The 17,906-nt window shown below is 69.8% G+C and carries 12 protein-coding genes and 1 tRNA gene; 10 read left to right on the forward strand and 3 right to left on the reverse strand.

Annotated features, from left to right (window positions below; genetic code table 11):
* Positions 1–136 precede the first annotated feature (136 nt).
* Positions 137–2,881, reverse strand: coding sequence for a DNA polymerase I (polA, locus tag ACQYWQ_RS05975; protein ID WP_431032843.1), 2,745 nt, complete (start codon positions 2,879–2,881; stop codon positions 137–139).
* 240 nt (positions 2,882–3,121) lie between these two features.
* On the opposite strand from polA, the gene ACQYWQ_RS05980 reads away from it, so the two are divergent.
* The 7 genes from ACQYWQ_RS05980 (at position 3,122) to ACQYWQ_RS06010 (ending at position 12,518) form a co-directional block, all read left to right on the forward strand.
* A complete protein-coding gene (locus ACQYWQ_RS05980; RefSeq protein ID WP_431032844.1) occupies positions 3,122–5,410 on the forward strand; it encodes an FdhF/YdeP family oxidoreductase in 2,289 nt (762 codons plus the stop codon).
* A gap of 376 nt (positions 5,411–5,786) precedes the next feature.
* Positions 5,787–6,260, forward strand: a complete 474-nt coding sequence (locus tag ACQYWQ_RS05985; protein WP_431032845.1) for a PaaI family thioesterase — start codon at positions 5,787–5,789, stop codon at positions 6,258–6,260.
* Positions 6,261–6,827: 567 nt separating this feature from the next.
* Positions 6,828–8,054 carry a branched-chain amino acid ABC transporter substrate-binding protein gene (locus ACQYWQ_RS05990; protein WP_431039076.1) on the forward strand — a complete coding sequence of 409 codons (1,227 nt, stop codon included), beginning with the start codon at positions 6,828–6,830 and terminating at the stop codon, positions 8,052–8,054.
* A gap of 141 nt (positions 8,055–8,195) precedes the next feature.
* The gene (locus tag ACQYWQ_RS05995) at positions 8,196–9,125 is read left to right on the forward strand and encodes a branched-chain amino acid ABC transporter permease (protein ID WP_431032846.1); all 930 of its coding nucleotides are present in this window, start codon (positions 8,196–8,198) and stop codon (positions 9,123–9,125) included.
* A gap of 5 nt (positions 9,126–9,130) precedes the next feature.
* The gene (locus ACQYWQ_RS06000) at positions 9,131–10,906 is read left to right on the forward strand and encodes a branched-chain amino acid ABC transporter permease (RefSeq protein ID WP_431032847.1); all 1,776 of its coding nucleotides are present in this window, start codon (positions 9,131–9,133) and stop codon (positions 10,904–10,906) included.
* A gap of 5 nt (positions 10,907–10,911) precedes the next feature.
* The gene (locus ACQYWQ_RS06005; protein WP_431032848.1) at positions 10,912–11,805 is read left to right on the forward strand and encodes an ABC transporter ATP-binding protein; all 894 of its coding nucleotides are present in this window, start codon (positions 10,912–10,914) and stop codon (positions 11,803–11,805) included.
* Positions 11,802–12,518, forward strand: a complete 717-nt coding sequence (locus ACQYWQ_RS06010; RefSeq protein WP_431032849.1) for an ABC transporter ATP-binding protein — start codon at positions 11,802–11,804, stop codon at positions 12,516–12,518. The genes ACQYWQ_RS06005 and ACQYWQ_RS06010 overlap by 4 nt, the downstream gene beginning before the upstream one ends.
* Before the next feature lie 88 nt (positions 12,519–12,606).
* On the opposite strand, the gene ACQYWQ_RS06015 is transcribed toward ACQYWQ_RS06010, so the two are convergent.
* Positions 12,607–13,275 carry an ANTAR domain-containing response regulator gene (locus ACQYWQ_RS06015; RefSeq protein ID WP_431032850.1) on the reverse strand — a complete coding sequence of 223 codons (669 nt, stop codon included), beginning with the start codon at positions 13,273–13,275 and terminating at the stop codon, positions 12,607–12,609.
* Positions 13,276–13,365: 90 nt separating this feature from the next.
* Between ACQYWQ_RS06015 and ACQYWQ_RS06020 the strand changes: the two genes are divergently transcribed.
* Both ACQYWQ_RS06020 and ACQYWQ_RS06025 read left to right on the forward strand, forming a co-directional pair.
* Positions 13,366–13,449 (forward strand) — tRNA-Leu (locus tag ACQYWQ_RS06020).
* A gap of 81 nt (positions 13,450–13,530) precedes the next feature.
* Entirely contained in the window at positions 13,531–14,382 is an 852-nt protein-coding gene (locus tag ACQYWQ_RS06025) for a helix-turn-helix domain-containing protein (protein WP_431032851.1), read from the forward strand.
* A gap of 36 nt (positions 14,383–14,418) precedes the next feature.
* Here the strand turns inward: ACQYWQ_RS06025 and pyk are convergent, their stop codons facing one another.
* Entirely contained in the window at positions 14,419–15,855 is a 1,437-nt protein-coding gene (pyk, locus tag ACQYWQ_RS06030; protein WP_431032852.1) for a pyruvate kinase, read from the reverse strand.
* Between the two features lie 239 nt (positions 15,856–16,094).
* Here pyk and ACQYWQ_RS06035 point away from each other — a divergent pair, with 239 nt between their 5' ends.
* The gene (locus ACQYWQ_RS06035; protein WP_431032853.1) at positions 16,095–17,891 is read left to right on the forward strand and encodes a bifunctional metallophosphatase/5'-nucleotidase; all 1,797 of its coding nucleotides are present in this window, start codon (positions 16,095–16,097) and stop codon (positions 17,889–17,891) included.
* Positions 17,892–17,906: the final 15 nt, after the last annotated feature.

The following is a 17,906-nucleotide window of genomic DNA, read 5'->3' on the forward strand; positions in this document are numbered from 1 at the left end:
GGGGCGCACGGGTACGGGGCGCACGGGTACGGGGTGTGCCGCGCGGCCCCGGCCGCCCCGGTCCCGTACCCGTACCGCCCGCCCCTGCGCGGGGCGGTCCGCGCCGCCCGCCCCGACGGCCCGCGCCGCCCCGGCCTCAGTGCGCCGCCGCCTCCCAGTCCCTGCCGACGCCGACCGACACCGTGAGCGGGGCCCTCAGCCGGGCCGCCGCCGCCATCTCGCGGCGCAGGATCTCCTCGACAGGTTCGCGTTCGCCCGGCGCGAGTTCCAGGACGATTTCGTCGTGGACCTGGAGGAGCATCCGCGAGGTCAGCTCCGCCTCGCGCAGCGCGCGGTCCACGTTGAGCATCGCGATCTTCACGATGTCGGCGGCCGTGCCCTGGATCGGCGCGTTGAGCGCCATGCGCTCGGCGGCCTCGCGCCGCTGCCTGTTGTCACTGTTGAGGTCGGGCAGGTACCGGCGGCGGCCGAGCATCGTCGCCGTGTAACCGGTGGCGCGGGCTTCCTCGACGACGCGGTGCAGGTAGTCCCGTACGCCGCCGAAGCGCTCGAAGTACGTGTCCATGAGGGCCCGCGCCTCGCCCGCCTCGATGCCGAGCTGCTGCGAGAGGCCGAAGGCGGAGAGGCCGTAGGCGAGCCCGTACGACATGGCCTTGATCTTGCGCCGCATCTCGGCGTCGACAGCGGCGGGTTCGACGCCGAAGACGTACCCGGCGACCGTGCGGTGCAGGTCCTCGCCCGAGGTGAACGCGGCGATGAGGCCCTCGTCCTCCGACAGGTGCGCCATGACGCGCAGTTCGATCTGGCTGTAGTCGGCGGTCATGAGCGCCTCGTAGCCCTCGCCGACGACGAAGCCGCGGCGGATCGCGCGGCCCTCGTCGGTGCGCACGGGGATGTTCTGGAGGTTGGGCTCCGTCGAGGAGAGCCGGCCCGTGGCCGCGACGGTCTGGTTGAACGTCGTGTGAATACGGCCGTCGGGGGCGATCGACTTGATGAGCCCCTCGACGGTGCTCCGCAGCTTCGCCTGCTCGCGGTGGCGCAGCATGATGACGGGCAGTTCGTGCTCGGTCTGCGCGGCGAGCCAGGCGAGCGAGTCGGCGTCCGTCGTGTAACCGGTCTTCGTCTTGCGGGTCTTGGGCAGGTTCAGCTCGCCGAAGAGGACTTCCTGGAGCTGCTTGGGCGAGCCGAGGTTGAACTCGTGCCCCACCGCGGCGTGCGCCTCGCGCACGGCCTGCTCGACGGCGCCGGCGAACTGCCGCTCCATCTCCTCCAGGTGGTCCCTGTCGGCGGCGATCCCGGCCCGCTCCATGCGCGCGAGGAGCGCCGATGTGGGCAGCTCGATGTCGGTGAGGAGCCCTTCGGCGCCGACCTCGGGCAGCCGCGCGCCGAGCGCGGTGCCGAGATCGAGGATCGTGCGCGCCTCCACCATGAGCGTGCGCGCCTGCGTCTCGTCGTCGGCGCCGAAGGCGAGCTGCCCGTCCGCTTCCTGCGCGGGGACCAGCTCGCGGCCCAGGTATTCGAGGGAGAGGGCGTCGAGCGCGAAGGTGCGGCGGCCCGGCTTGACGAGGTACGCGCCGAGCGCCGTGTCCATCGTGACACCGGCGACGCGCAGGCCGTGCTCGCCGAAGACCCGCATGAGGCCCTTCGCGTCGTGCATGACCTTGGGCCGCTCCGGGTCGCCGAGCCAGGCGGCGAAGGCCCGCTCGTCGTCCTCGTCGAGCGCGGACGGCTCGAACCAGGCGGCGGCCCCGCCCGCGGCGGCGAGCGCCACCTCGGCGACCTCGCCCGCGCCGAGCTTCCACGTGTCGACCGTGGCCACGCCGAGCACCGCGTGCCCGTGCTCCTCCAGCCAGGGGGCGAGCCTGCCGCCCGCGGGCACGAGCGTCGCGTCCAGCGCCACGTCCTCCGTGACCGGCTCCTGCTCCTGCTCGGCGCCCGGGTCCACGGCGAGGAGCCGCTCGCGCAGCGAGGGGTTGCGGATCTCCAGCGTGTCGAGGAGCACGGCGAGCTGCTTGCGGTCGTACGGGGCGCGTTCCAGCTCCTCGGGGCCCTTGCCGAGCGGCACGTCCCTGACCATCTCGGTGAGCCGCCGGTTGAGCTTCACGGCCTCCAGGTGGTCGCGGAAGTTCTGTCCCGCCTTGCCCTTGACCTCCTCGGCGCGCGCGACCAGCTCGGCGAAGGAGCCGAACTGCGTGATCCACTTCGCCGCCGTCTTCTCACCGACGCCGGGGATGCCCGGCAGGTTGTCGGAGGGGTCGCCGCGCAGCGCGGCGAAGTCCGGGTACTGGGCGGGCGTGAGCCCGTACCGCTCCTCGACCTTCTCGGGCGTGTAGCGGGTCAGCTCGGAGACGCCCTTCGTCGGGTAGAGCACGGTCGTGTGCTCCGAGACGAGCTGGAAGGAGTCCCTGTCGCCCGTGACGACGAGGACGTCGAAGCCGGCCGCCTCCGCCTGCGTGGCCAGCGTCGCGATGATGTCGTCCGCCTCGAAGCCCTCGACGGCGAAGCGGTCCGCGTGCATCGTGTCGAGCAGCTCGCCGATCAGCTCGACCTGCCCGCGGAACTCGTCGGGGGTCTTCGCCCTGTTCGCCTTGTACTCGGTGAACTCCTCGGCCCGCCACGTCTTGCGCGAGACGTCGAAGGCGACCGCGAAATGCGTGGGCCGCTCATCACGCAGCGTGTTCGCGAGCATCGAGGCGAATCCGTAGATCGCGTTCGTCGGCTGCCCCGTGGACGTCGTGAAATTCTCCGCGGGCAGCGCGAAGAACGCCCGGTACGCCAGGGAGTGCCCGTCCATGAGCATGAGCCTGGGACGGCCGGAACCCCCCTTGGCGGGGCTCTGCTCGGCGGGTGCGGACTTCTTCTTCGCTGCTGTCTGTGCCACGCCCCCGATCCTGCCACGGAGCACTGACAGCCCGGACCGCGCGACGCGGCAGGCGATCGCTCGCGCGCCCGGGCACGGGAGGCGCCCGCTTCCCGCGAGGGGCGCCCCACCGCCCCGTACCGCCGCGGCGACGGCCGCGCCCGCCCCCGTACGGCCGGGAAAAGCCCCGCCCCGCCCCCGTACGGTCCCGCGCCGCCGTGCGAGGATCGAGGCGGTACGTACGAGCAGCGGAGGGACCACATGGCGACGAAGCCGCCCGCGAGCGACCCGGCCCAGGACGCACCGCGCGTCAGCGCCCCACGACACGCCGCGGCCGGGCTCCCCGCCGTCGGGCACTCGCTGCGCGTCGCGCGGCAGCAGATGGGCCTCAGGCGCACCGCGCTCACGCTGCTGCGCGTCAACCAGAAGGACGGCTTCGACTGCCCTGGCTGCGCCTGGCCCGAGGGCGACAAGCGGCACACCGCCGAGTTCTGCGAGAACGGCGCCAAGGCCGTCGCCGAGGAGGCGACCCTGCGCCGCGTGGGCCCGGACTTCTTCGCCGCGCACTCCGTCGCCGACCTCGCCGAGCGCAGCGGCTACTGGCTCGGCCAGCAGGGCCGCCTCACCCAGCCCATGCACCTCGCCGAGGGAGCCTCGCACTACACGCCCGTGAGCTGGGACGAGGCCTTCCGCATCGTCGCCGAGGAACTGACCGCGCTCGACTCGCCCGACGAGGCCGTCTTCTACACCTCCGGCCGTACGAGCAACGAGGCCGCGTTCCTCTACCAGCTCTTCGCCCGCGAGTTCGGCACGAACAACCTGCCCGACTGCTCCAACATGTGCCACGAGTCGAGCGGTTCGGCGCTCTCGGAGACGATCGGCGTCGGCAAGGGCAGCGTCTCGCTCGACGACCTCCACCAGGCCGACCTGATCATCGTCGCCGGGCAGAACCCGGGCACCAACCATCCCCGCATGCTCTCCGCGCTGGAGAAGGCGAAGGCGGGCGGCGCGAAGATCATCAGCGTCAACCCGCTGCCGGAAGCCGGACTCGAACGGTTCAAGAACCCGCAGACCCCCAAGGGCCTCGCGAGCGGCACCGCGCTCACCGATCTCTTCCTCCAGATCCGCATCGGCGGCGACCAGGCCCTCTTCCGCCTCCTCAACAAACTGATCCTGGAGACCGAGGGCGCGCTCGACGAGTCCTTCATCGCCGCGCACACCCACGGCTTCGACGACTTCGCGAAGGCAGCGCGCGAGGCCGACCAGGAGGAGACTCTCGCCGCGACGGGCCTGTCCCCCGCCGACATCGAGGCCGCCCTGCGCCTCGTCCTCGCCTCCGAACGCACCATCGTGTGCTGGGCGATGGGCCTCACCCAGCACAAGCACTCCGTGCCCACGATCCGCGAGGTCGTCAACTTCCTCCTGCTCCGGGGCAACATCGGCCGTCCCGGCGCGGGCGTGTGCCCCGTGCGCGGGCACTCCAACGTGCAGGGCGACCGCACGATGGGCATCTTCGAACGCCCCGCACCCGCCTTCCTCGACGCCCTGGAGCGCGAGTTCGGCTTCGCACCGCCCCGTCACCACGGCTACGACGTCGTCCGCGCCATCCGCGCGCTGCGCGACGGCGAGGCGAAGGTCTTCCTCGCGATGGGCGGCAACTTCGTCGCCGCCTCGCCGGACACCGCCGTGACCGAGGCCGCGATGCGCCGCGCCCGCCTCACCGTGCACGTCTCCACGAAGCTCAACCGCTCCCACGTCGTCACAGGCGCCCGCGCGCTCATCCTCCCCACGCTCGGCCGCACCGAACGCGACGTCCAGGCGGGCGGCGAGCAGTTCGTCACCGTCGAGGACTCGATGGGCATGGTCCACGCCTCGCGCGGGCGCCTCGCCCCCGCGAGCCCCACGCTGCTCTCCGAGCCCGCGATCGTGGCCCGTATCGCCCGCGCCGTCCGCCCCGGGTCGCCGCTGCCCTGGGAGGAGTTCGCCGCCGACTACGGGCGCGTGCGGGACCGCATCGCCCGCGTGATCCCCGGCTTCGACGACTTCAACGCGCGCGTCGCCCACCCCGGCGGCTTCGCCCTCCCGCACGCCCCGCGCGACGAACGCCGCTTCCCGACCGCGACGGGCAAGGCCAACTTCACCGCGGCGCCCGTGGAGTTCCCGCGCCTGCCCGAAGGACGGCTCCTGCTCCAGACGCTGCGCTCGCACGACCAGTACAACACCACGATCTACGGGCTCGACGACCGCTACCGCGGCATCACCAACGGCCGCCGCGTCGTCCTCGTCCACCCCGAGGACGCCACGGCGCTCGGGTACGCGGACGGGGCGTACGTGGACCTCGTGAGCGAGTGGCGCGACGGCACCGAGCGCCGCGCGCCCCGCTTCCGCGTCGTGCACTACCCCACCGCGCGCGGCTGCGCCGCCGCCTACTACCCCGAGACGAACGTCCTCGTCCCGCTCGACGCGACCGCCGACACGAGCAACACACCGGCCTCGAAGTCCCTGGTCGTGCGCCTCGAACCGGCCCGCGCGGACGCGCCCGCCGACTGAGCGGGCACGTCCGCGCGGGGGCCGCGCCCCGGTGGCCCGTCTCAGGCGGGGGCCGTGTGCGCCGCGCGGAGCCCGGCGTCCGTGAACCGCAAGACCCCCGAGCGCGGAGCAGGGGACGCGGCCGGCGGTCCGGCCGACGACGTTGCCGCCCGGGCACAGCGGGGCGGGGGACCGGCCGCTCGCGCCCGATTCCTCGTGATCACACACGCGTTCACGACACACGTACGCCCTTTTCGCGCCGGGGGCCCGCGTACGTGACCAACCGCACTAAGCGTTCGCTCAGCGCACCTGATAGGACAGAACCGCGCGCGGCACCCGCCGCGGGCGGCGTGGCCACGCGGGCCGCGCGGCAGACGCGACAGAAACGGAGCCGCACATGGGCGAGCACCCCGGTGTGAAGTTCCCCCAGGAAGTCCTCGACCGCTTCAGCAGCCTCGGCGTCGACCTCCCCTCCTACTTCTCGGCCGGTCACCTCGGCACCCGCATGGGCATCGAGGTGGTCGAAGCCGCCCCCGAGAAGGTCGTCGGCACCATGCCCGTCGAGGGCAACACCCAGCCCTACGGCCTCCTGCACGGCGGCGCCTCCGCCGTGCTCGCCGAGACACTCGGCTCCGTCGGCGCCATGCTCCACGGCGGTCCCGAGAAGGTCGCCGTCGGCGTGGACCTCAACTGCACCCATCACCGCGGTCTCTCCAGCGGCCTCGTCACCGGCACCGCGACCCCCGTGCACCGGGGCCGCTCCACCGCCACGTACGAGATCGTCATCACCGACGAGAGCGGCCGACGCGTCTGCTCCTCCCGCCTGACCTGTCTCCTGCGCGACGCCCCGCGACCCCCCGCGACCGCCTGAGCACTCCTCCCCGCCGCGGCGGGGCCCGCCCCAACACCGGGCGCGGGCCCCGCCGTTCGCATTTCCGCACCCGCGCACCGGCCACCGGACACCGCCCCGCCCCGGCCACCCGGCGAGCGCCCCGCGCACCCCCCGTACCGCCCTCGCCGCACCCCGGCTTTCGTCACGTTGCGTAACACGCACGCAATACGGTCCGCACACCCCGTTCACGCACCAAAACGACCCCCACCCACCACCACGGGCAGCAGGGGACAGACTGCCGCCAGCACCAAAACCCCCTTAAGTTACTTACACATGCAGGGAGTTCTCAGGATGCGAAACAAACACCCCCCACTCCGCCGACCCTGAACCCTTCTCGCATAACAAGACAGTCACATCCTGTCCGCTCTCCACCCCACACCCCTTCACCTGCGCTTAGAGTCACGGCCAGTCACCATTACGCCGGGCAGCACCACCCCGAGCACCACCGCACCACCGAGCACCACCGTCCTGCCCGGCGCGATCGACACGGCACCTCCAGCGAGGAGGCCGCGCCAGGGAAAGGACCCATCCGTGCGACACCGTTCCTTGCTCATCCTCACCACCGTCCTGACCACCGGGGCACTCACCCTCAGCGCCTGCGGCTCCCGCGACGACGACTCCGGCGACGACAAGGGCGGTTCGAGCAGCGGCAAGAAGACCACCGTCGTCATCGGCGTCGACGCCCCCATCACCGGCGACCTCTCCGCGCTCGGCCTCGGCATCCGCAACTCCGCCGACCTCGCCACCAAGATCGCCAACAAGCAGAACCTCGTCCCCGGCGTCACCTTCAAGATCCAGGCGCTCGACGACCAGGCCCAGCCGACCATCGGCCAGCAGAACGCCACCAAGTTCATCGGCGACAAGACCGTCCTCGGCGTCGTCGGCCCCCTGAACTCCGGCGTCGCCCAGTCGATGCAGAAGCCCTTCAACGACGCCAAGCTCACCCAGGTCTCGCCCGCGAACACCGGCACCGAGCTGACCCAGGGCGACAACTGGAAGACCGGCGACAAGAAGCGGCCCTTCGCCACCTACTTCCGCACCGCCACCACGGACCAGATCCAGGGCTCCTTCGCCGCCAAGTACCTCCACGACACGGCGAAGATCAACGAGGTCTACCTCCTCGACGACCAGAAGCCCTACGGCGCCGGCCTCGCCGCCTCCTTCAAGGACACCTTCACCAAGCTCGGCGGCAAGATCGTCGGCTCCGACCACGTCAACCCCGACGACCGCGACTTCAACGCCGTCGTCGCCAAGGTGAAGAAGACCGGCGCCAAGGCCGTCTACTACGGCGGCGAGTACCCCGCCGCCGGTCCCCTGAGCCAGCAGCTCAAGGACGCCGGCAACAAGATCCCGCTCATGGGCGGCGACGGCATCTACAGCGCCGACTTCATCAAGCTCAACAAGAAGGCGGAGGGCGACCTCGCCACCTCCGTCGGCGCCCCCGTCGAGAAGCTCGACTCCGCCAAGCAGTTCATCTCCGACTACGAGGCGGCCAACTACAAGGACGACTACGAGGCCTACGGCGGCGGCACCTACGACGCCGCCTGGTCCATCATCGAGGCCGTCAAGAAGGTCGTCGACGACAACGACGGCAAGCTCCCCTCGGACGCCCGCACCAAGGTCCTCGACGCCATGAGCACCGTCAAGTTCTCCGGCGTCACCGGCGACGTCTCGTACGACGAGTACGGCGACACCACCAACACGATGATGACCGCCTACCAGGTCACCGGCGGCAAGTGGGTGCCCAAGAAGAGCGAGGTCTACAAGCCGTGACCCGCTGACGGGGACCCCCTCCACGGCCCCCGAGGCCCGTCACCCCGCCCCACCCGCCCCTACCGGGCACCCACCACACGCCGCGCGGGATGCACCAGCGTCCCGCGCGGCGCCCTTATCCGACACCACGGAGGCCCTGCGGTGCACGAACTGCCGCAACAGCTGGCCAACGGACTCATCCTCGGCGCGATGTACGGACTCATCGCGATCGGCTACACGATGGTCTACGGCATTGTCCAGCTCATCAACTTCGCCCACGGCGAGATCTTCATGATCGGAGGATTCGGCGCCTACACCGTCTGGACCCTCCTCCCCGACGGCTCCTCACTCGCCGCCGTCATCCCCCTCATGATCATCGGCGGCGTCCTCTGCTCCGTCCTCGTCGCGATGGGCGCCGAACGACTCGCCTACCGCCCCCTGCGCGGCGCCCCCCGCCTCGCCCCCCTCATCACCGCCATCGGGCTCTCCCTCTTCCTCCAGCAACTCGTCTGGGCCTTCTACCCCGACGCCAAGTCCGACATCTCCTTCCCCCAATTCCACGGCGACGCCTTCGACATCCTCGGCGCCACCGTCCAGCGCGGCGACCTCTTCATCATCATCGCCGCCCCCGTCTGCATGCTCGCCCTCGGCTGGTTCGTCAACCGCACCCGCTCCGGACGCGGCATGCAGGCCACCGCCCAGGACCCCGACACCGCCAAGCTCATGGGCATCAACACCGACCGCATCATCGTCATGGCCTTCGCCATCGGTGCCGCCTTCGCCGCCATCGCCGCGGTCGGCTACGGCCTCCACAACGGCCAGGTCGGCTTCAAAATGGGCTTCATCATGGGCCTCAAGGCCTTCACCGCCGCGGTGCTCGGCGGCATCGGCAACCTCTACGGCGCCATGCTCGGCGGCCTCGTCCTCGGCATCGCCGAATCCCTCGCCATCGGCTACATGGGCGACATACCCGCGATGGACCTCTTCGGCGGCGGCGCCTGGAAGGACGTCTGGGCCTTCGTCCTCCTCATCGTCGTCCTCCTCATCAGGCCCCAGGGACTCCTGGGCGAACGCGTCGCGGACAGGGCGTGAACACCATGACAGACACACGACTCCTGAACCTTCCCGCGCCCGCCGCCCGCTACGGCACCCTCGCGGGCGCCGCGCTCGCCCTCGTCGGCACCTTCCTCTCCTGGACCTACACCGACGAGTTCCCCGGCGACCTCACCGTCACCGGCTACCCCGGCGGCCTCCAGCTCATCACCCTCACCGGTGCCGCCCTCACCCTCCTCCTCACCCTCAGCGCCCTCGGCACCCCGGGACTGCGCTGGATCACCCCCGGCGGACCCCACAGCGCCGTCCGCCTCATGGCACTGGGCACCCTCGGCACGACGCTCTACACCGTCATCGCCATCGCCGTGGAACTCGACGGCCTCATCGCCCTCGACCCCGGCGCCTGGATATCCCTCGCCGGGAGCGCCCTCGCCCTCGTCGCCGCCCTCGGCCTCACCGACGACGTCCCGCGCACCCCCGGCCCCCAGGACAACGCGCTCCACCACCTCGCCCACTCCCTCAAGGCCCCCGCCCCCAAGGCAGCGGCCCGCACCCTCCCCGCCTGGGCCGAGATCCTCCTCATCGCCGTCACCTACGGCGTCGGGCTCTACGTCTTCACCTACGGCATCGACACCAGCTACAGCGAACTCTTCATCGGCTACCTCATCCTCGTCGCCCTCGGAGCCCTCTCCCTCGGCCGCGCGGGACTCCTGCGGCGCCTCTCGCAACTCACCGCACGCCACCGCGCCGTCAGCCTCGCCGCGCTCTTCGCCGCGGCGATCTGCTTCCCCTTCACCCAGGACAACGACACCTACGCGCTCATCGGGACCAACATCCTGATCTTCGCCACCGTCGCCCTCGGCCTCAACGTCGTCGTCGGCCTCGCCGGACTCCTCGACCTCGGATACGTCGCCTTCCTCGGCGTCGGCGCCTACACCGCGGCCCTCGTCTCCGGCTCCCCCCAGTCCACCATCGGCGTGCACTTCCCCTTCCCCCTCGCCGTCCTCACCGGTGCCGCCGTCTCCCTCGTCTTCGGCGTCCTCATCGGCGCACCCACCCTGCGCCTGCGCGGCGACTACCTCGCCATCGTCACCCTCGGATTCGGAGAAATCTTCCGGATCACGATGAACAACCTCAACGGCAACAGCGGACCCGATGTCACCAACGGCTCCCAGGGCATCCCGAACATCCCCGACCTCGAAATGTTCGGCTTCAAGTTCGGCGAAGGCCACGACGTCCTCGGCTTCAGCCTCGGCAGGTCGGGCAACTACTTCCTGCTGATGCTCCTGTTCACCGCGATCGTCCTCCTCGTCTTCCACCGCTCGGGACAATCCCGCATCGGCCGCGCCTGGGTCGCCATCCGCGAGGACGAGACCGCCGCGTCGGCGATGGGCATCAACGGCTTCCGCCTCAAGCTCCTCGCCTTCGCACTCGGCGCGACCCTCGCCGGACTCGCGGGCACCGTCCAGGCCCACGTCAACTACAGCGTGACCCCCGAGCAGTACCAGTTCGCCGGCTCCTCCCCGCCCAACTCCGCCTTCCTCATCGCCGCCGTCATCCTCGGCGGCATGGGCACCATCAGCGGACCCCTCATCGGCGCGGCCCTGCTCTTCCTCATCCCCGAGAAGCTCTCCTTCATGAAGGACTACCAGCTCCTCCTCTTCGGCCTCGCCCTCATCGTCCTCATGCGCCTGCGCCCCGAAGGCATCGTCCCCGACCGCCGCAAACAGCTCGAATTCCACGAGCAGGACGAAGCCACCGTCCCCGGACAGGCCCAGCCCGAAAAGACCCTCTCCGGCACGACCACAGCGGGGGCCTGACCACCATGACCACCACAACGAACACCCCCGCCCCCACCAGCACCGCCATCCTCGAAGCCACCGGCGTCACCATGCGCTTCGGCGGCCTCACCGCCGTGCGGGACGTCTCCCTCACCGTCAACAGCGGCGAGATCGTCGGCCTCATCGGCCCCAACGGCGCGGGCAAGACCACCTTCTTCAACTGCCTCACGGGCCTCTACGTCCCCACCGAGGGCCGCGTCGCCTACAAGGGCACCACCCTCCCGCCCAAACCCCACCTCGTCACCAAGGCCGGCATCGCCCGCACCTTCCAGAACATCCGGCTCTTCGCCAACATGACCGTCCTGGAGAACGTCCTCGTCGGCCGCCACACCCGCACCCGCGAAGGGCTCTTCTCCGCCCTCCTGCGCGGCCCCGGGTTCAAGCGCGCCGAAGCCGCCTCCACCGCACGCGCCCTGGAACTCCTGGAGTTCATCGGCCTCGCCCACAAGGCCGACCACCTCTCCAGGAACCTCCCCTACGGCGAACAGCGCAAGCTCGAAATCGCCCGCGCACTCGCCAGCGACCCCGGGCTCCTCCTCCTCGACGAACCCACCGCGGGAATGAACCCCCAGGAGACCCGCGCCACCGAGGAACTCGTCTTCGCCATCCGCGACCGGGGCACCGCCGTCCTCGTCATCGAGCACGACATGCGGTTCATCTTCAACCTCAGCGACCGCGTCGCCGTCCTCGTCCAGGGCCAGAAACTCCTCGAAGGCACCCCCGAGGTCGTCCAGGCCGACGAACGCGTCATCGCCGCCTACCTCGGCACCCCGATGGACACCGCCCCCGAGGACGAGGCCCTCGCCGAGGTCCAGGCAGCCGAAGCCGCCGCCGCGAAGACCGAGACCCCCCGCACCACGAAGGAGGACGGCGAGTGACCGCGCTCCTCGAAGTCGACAACCTCCGCGTCGCCTACGGCAAGATCGAAGCCGTCAAGGGCATCAGCTTCACCGTCGAGGCCGGACAGGTCGTCACCCTCATCGGCACCAACGGCGCCGGCAAGACCACCACGCTCCGCACCCTCAGCGGACTCCTCAAACCCCTCACGGGGACCATCACCTTCGACGGCAAGCCGCTCCACAAATACCGCGCCGACCAGATCGTCGCACTCGGCCTCGCCCACTCCCCCGAAGGCCGCCACATCTTTCCCCGCATGACCATCGAGGACAACCTCCGCCTCGGCGCCTTCCTCCGCAAGGACGCCGAAGGCATCGCCAAGGACATCCAGCACGCCTACGACCTCTTCCCCATCCTCGGGGAACGCAGGAAGCAGGCCGCAGGCACGCTCTCCGGGGGCGAGCAGCAAATGCTCGCGATGGGCCGCGCGCTCATGTCCAAGCCGAAGCTCCTCATGCTCGACGAGCCCTCGATGGGGCTCTCGCCGATCATGATGCAGAAGATCATGGCGACCATCGCCGAACTCCGCGAACAGGGCACCACGATCCTGCTCGTCGAACAGAACGCGCAGGCCGCGCTCTCGCTCGCCGACCAGGCCCACGTCATGGAGATCGGCTCGATCGTCCTCAGCGGCACCGGCACCGACCTCCTCCACGACGAGTCGGTCCGCAAGGCATACCTCGGCGAGGACTGACCGGCCCGGGGGTACGTACGGGGAAGGGGCGCCCACCGCGTGGTGGGCGCCCCTTCCCCGTACGTACCCCCGGCGGCGTACCGGGCGGCTACGTGTCCTTCTGCTCCTTCGCCGCCTTCTTCTCCGCCGCGTCCTCGATCACGGCCTCGGCGACCTGCCGCATCGACATCCGCCGGTCCATCGACGTCTTCTGGATCCACCGGAACGCCGCCGGCTCGGTGAGCCCGTACTCCGTCTGCAACACCGACTTCGCCCGGTCCACGAGCTTGCGCGTCTCAAGCCGCTGCGAGAGGTCCTCGACCTCCTTCTCCAGCGCCCGCAACTCGGTGAACCGCGAGACCGCCATCTCGATGGCCGGCACGACGTCGCTCTTGCTGAACGGCTTCACGAGATACGCCATCGCCCCGGCGTCCCGCGCGCGCTCCACGAGGTCGCGCTGCGAGAACGCCGTGAGCATGAGGACCGGCGCGATGGACTCCTCGGCGATCTTCTCGGCCGCCGAGATCCCGTCGAGCACGGGCATCTTCACGTCGAGGATGACGAGATCCGGCCGGTGCCGGCGCGCCAGCTCCACCGCCGACTGACCGTCCCCGGCCTCCCCGACGACGGTGTACCCCTCCTCCTCCAGCATCTCTTTGAGATCGAGCCGGATGAGCGCCTCGTCCTCGGCGATGACGACACGGGTGGTGAGGGGCGGGACGTGTGACGACTCGCCCTGGGCGGCGGCGGTGGACGACTCGGGCTCGGGGGCGCTCACGGGGGCTCCTCTATAGGGCAGGGGACTGCTGGAAACAGGGTACCCAGGTGCGCCGCGCCAGGGTTAACGGGTATGCTCCTTTCTGGCTGCGCCGGGTTGGTGGAATCGGCATACACAGATGTCTCAAAAGCATCCGTCCGAAAGGACTTGCGGGTTCGAGTCCCGCACCCGGCACAAGAAGCGGCGGGGATTCACTTTCGAGTGAATCCCCGCCGCTTTTCTGTCGTCATCTCCGGCGCCCCGCACGATAAACGCATGACCCACCACAGCCTCGAAGTGCGGCAAACGGCCTTGACGCTCCTGCGCGACGGAATTCCCAATGCGGACGTGGCCCGGCGCCTTGATATCCCTTACGGCACCATCAGTTACTGGAAGCACAAGGACCGGGCCAAGCGGGGTGAATGCCCCGGCAGGAAAAGAAGCACCGTCCGCTTCGCCTGCGACCGCGCGGCGCCCCTGGACAAACGCGCCTACAGCCAGCTGCCCGGCCTGTACCTCGGCGACGGGCACATCAGCTTCCCGAGACAACACCGCACACCCAGCCTCACGGTCACCCTTGACGATGCCTGGCCCGGCATCCAGGACGAGTGCGAGCGAGTGATACGTCTCGTGTTTCCCGAGCGGGCGACGTGCCGCGTACGAAGCAAGGGCTGTCACCACATCAAGGTCTACTCGGCCCATCTGTTCCACCTCTTCCCCCAGCACGGCCCGGGAAAGAAGCACCAGCGGAAAATCGCCCTGGAGTCCTGGCAACAGGAAATTATCGACGCACACCCCTGGGACTTTCTCCGCGGCCTCATCCAATCCGACGGCTGCCGGATCACGAACTGGACCACCCGCATCGTCGCCGGCGAACGAAAGCGGTACGAATACCCGCGCTACTGGTTCACCAATGTGTCCGACGACATCCGCGAGCTGTACACCGACACTCTCGACCTCCTCGGCCTCGAATGGACCGAGTGCTACCGCCACGGAAACCCGTACACCATCTCCGTCGCCCGCAAAGCCTCCGTCGCCCTCATGGACACCCACATCGGTCCCAAGTACCGAGACGAGTACCGGGACGGCTGTCGGGGCGGTCGCCGGGGAGAGCAGCGGAGGGGGTGACCGCGAGTGAGGTCGCCCCCTCCTCGCCGTCCGCCGTTACTTCGGGGCGTCGTCCTCGCCGACGTGGTGGACCCGCACCAGGTTCGTCGTGCCCGCCACCCCCGGAGGGGAGCCGGCCGTGATCACGACGACGTCGCCCCGCTCGCAGCGGCCGAGCTTGAGGAGCATGTCGTCGACCTGCTCGACCATCGCGTCCGTGGAGTCCACGTGCGGTCCGAGGAAGGTCTCCACGCCCCAGGAGAGATTGAGCTGCGCGCGGGTCGCCGGGTCCGGCGTGAAGGCGAGGAGCGGGATCGGTGAGCGGTAGCGGCTCAGGCGGCGGACGGTGTCGCCGGACTGGGTGAAGGCGACGAGGAAGCGGGCGCCGAGGAAGTCGCCCATCTCGGCGGCCGCGCGGGCGACCGCGCCGCCCTGGGTGCGGGGCTTGTTGCGGTCGGTGAGGGGCGGGAGGCCCTTGTCGAGGATCTCCTCCTCGGCGGCTTCGACGATGCGTCCCATCGTGCGGACGGTTTCGACGGCGTACTTCCCGACGCTGGTCTCGCCGGACAGCATGACGGCGTCCGTGCCGTCGATGACGGCGTTGGCGACGTCGGAGGCCTCGGCGCGGGTGGGGCGGCTGTTCTCGATCATGGAGTCGAGCATCTGGGTCGCGACGATGACCGGTTTGGCGTTCCGCTTGGCGAGTTTGACGGCCCGCTTCTGCACGAGTGGTACCGCTTCGAGGGGCATTTCGACGCCGAGGTCGCCACGGGCGACCATGATGCCGTCGAAGGCGTCGACGATCTCCTCGATGTTCTCGACGGCCTGCGGCTTCTCGACCTTGGCGATGACGGGGAGGCGGCGGCCCTCCTCGCGCATGACGCGGTGGACGTCGACGATGTCGCGGGCGCTGCGGACGAAGCTGAGGGCGATGATGTCGGCGCCGGTGCGCAGGGCCCAGCGGAGGTCTTCGATGTCCTTCTCGGAGAGGGCGGGGACGGAGACGGCGACGCCGGGGAGGTTGAGGCCCTTGTGGTCGGAGACCATGCCGCCTTCGACGACGGTGGTGCGGACGCGGGGGCCTTCGACGGCGGTGACCTGGAGGCAGACCTTGCCGTCGTCGACGAGGACGCGTTCGCCGGGGGTGACGTCGGCGGCGAGTCCCGCGTAGGTGGTGCCGCAGCTGGTGCGGTCGCCCTGGTAGCCGTCTTCGGTGGTGATGGTGAAGGTGTCGCCGCGTTCAAGGAGTACGGGGCCTTCACGGAAACGGCCGAGGCGGATCTTCGGTCCTTGAAGGTCGGCGAGGATGCCGACGCTGCGGCCGGTTTCCTCGGCGGCTTCGCGGACGCGGTGGTAGCGCTCCTCGTGTTCGGCGTAGCTGCCGTGGCTGAGGTTGAAGCGGGCTACGTCCATTCCGGCTTCGACCAGGGCTTTGATCTGGTCGTAGGAGTCGGTGGCGGGGCCCAGGGTGCAGACGATTTTCGCTCGGCGCATGCTTCGAGCCTAGGGCTTACCGGCGGGTAGGGGGCTGGGCGGTGGTGACGAGTCAACGGCCTTTGGGTGTATGGGATTTGACAAATGTTGAATGAGCGGTCGCGGTCTCCGATGAGCGGCTTGTCCGGGTGTGCGGGGGTGGTCATCCGATCGCAACGTGGCGGGGGTGTTGCGGGAGTGGCGTTTCGGGCCATCATCTACGCGCGTTGTCCCCGTGGTTGGACGAGAGGGTTTGTGTGATGAGCGTGGATCGCAGGGTGTTCCTGGGTGCTTCGGCGGCGACCGGGGCGGCGGTGGCGCTGGGTGCGGCGGCGCCCGCCGAGGCGGCGAAGGGGGGTGGGCGGGGCAAGGAGCCGCGTCGGTACGGGTTTTCGGTACTCGGGACGACGGATCTGCACGGCAATGCGATGAACTGGGATTATTTCACCGATAAGGAGTACGACGACGCGGAGCACAATGACGTCGGCCTCGCGAAGATCTCGACGCTGGTGAACCGGCTGCGGAAGGAGAAGGGGCGCGGGAACACGCTGCTGATCGACGCGGGCGACACGATTCAGGGGACGCAGCTCTCGTACTACTACGCGCGGATCGATCCGATCACGGCGCGGCGGGGCCCTGTCCATCCGATGGCGAAGGCGATGAACGCGATCGGGTACGAGGCGGCCGCGCTGGGGAACCACGAGTTCAACTACGGGATCGAGGTGCTGCGGAAGTTCGAGGAGCAGTGCGATTTCCCGTTGCTGGGTGCGAACGCGGTGGACGCGCGCTCGGGCCGGCCGGCGTTTCGCCCGTACGTGATGAAGCGGTTGCGGACGCCGCACGGGCGGGATGTGCGGGTGGCGGTGCTGGGGCTGACGAATCCGGGGATCGCGATCTGGGACAAGGTGAACGTGCGGGGGAAGCTGAAGTTCCCCGGTCTTGAGGAGCAGGCGGCGTACTGGGTGCCGAAGCTGCGGTCGATGGGTGCGGACGTGGTCCTCGTGGCGGCGCACTCGGGCGCGGACGGTTCCTCGTCGTGGGGTGATCAGCTGCCGTACGTGGAGAACGCTTCGGCGCGGGTGGCGGAGCGGGTGCCGGGGATCGACGCGATCCTGGTGGGGCACGCGCACGTGGAGATCCCGGAGCGGCGCGTGGTGAACGCGGATTCGGGCCGTGAGGTGGTGCTCTCGGAGCCGTTGAAGTGGGGGCAGCGGCTGTCGGTCTTCGACTTCTCGCTGGTGTGGGAGCGGGGGCGGTGGTCGGTGGAGCGGGTGGCTTCGCGGGTGCTGAACTCGAACGAGGTGGAGGAGGACGTACGGATCACGCGGTTGCTCGTGAAGGAGCACCGTGAGGTGGTGGCGTACGTGAATCAGGTGATCGGTTCGTCGGTGGTGGAGATGTCGACGGCGGAGGGGACGTACAAGGATGTCCCGATGGTCGATCTGATCAACCATGTGCAGGCGGAGACGGTGCGGGGTGCGCTGGCGGGCGGGGAGTACGCGGAGGTCCCCGTCCTGTCGCAGGCGTCGCCGTTCTCGCGTACGGCGCGGTTCCCTGCGGGGGAGGTGACGATCAAGGACGCGGCGGGTCTGTACACGTTCGAGAACACGCTGGAGGCGCGGCTGATCACGGGCGCGCAGTTGAAGGAGTACTTGGAGTTCTCGGCGAAGTTCTTCGTGCGGACGGCGGTGGGGGCGCCGGTCGATCCGGCGGCGCTGACGAACGCGGACGGGACGCCGGACTACAACTACGACGTGGTGTCCGGGGTTTCGTACGACATCGACATCGCGAAGGAGGTCGGCGCGCGGATCGTGGACCTGAGGTTCGAGGGGGCGCCTGTCGCGGACGACGCGCGGTTCGTGCTGGCGGTGAACAACTACCGGGCGAGCGGTGGCGGGAACTTCCCGCATGTGCCGGCGTCGACGCAGGTGTGGGCGAATTCGGAGGAGATCCGGAACACGATCATCGCGTGGGTGCGGGAGGCGGGGACGGTCGACCCTGCTGATTTCGCCGCGGTGGACTGGCGGTTGGTGCGGGAGGGGACGCCGGTGTTCTGAGGTTGTGGGGTGTGC

Source organism: Streptomyces sp. P6-2-1 (assembly GCF_050613165.1).
Lineage (GTDB): Bacteria > Actinomycetota > Actinomycetes > Streptomycetales > Streptomycetaceae > Streptomyces.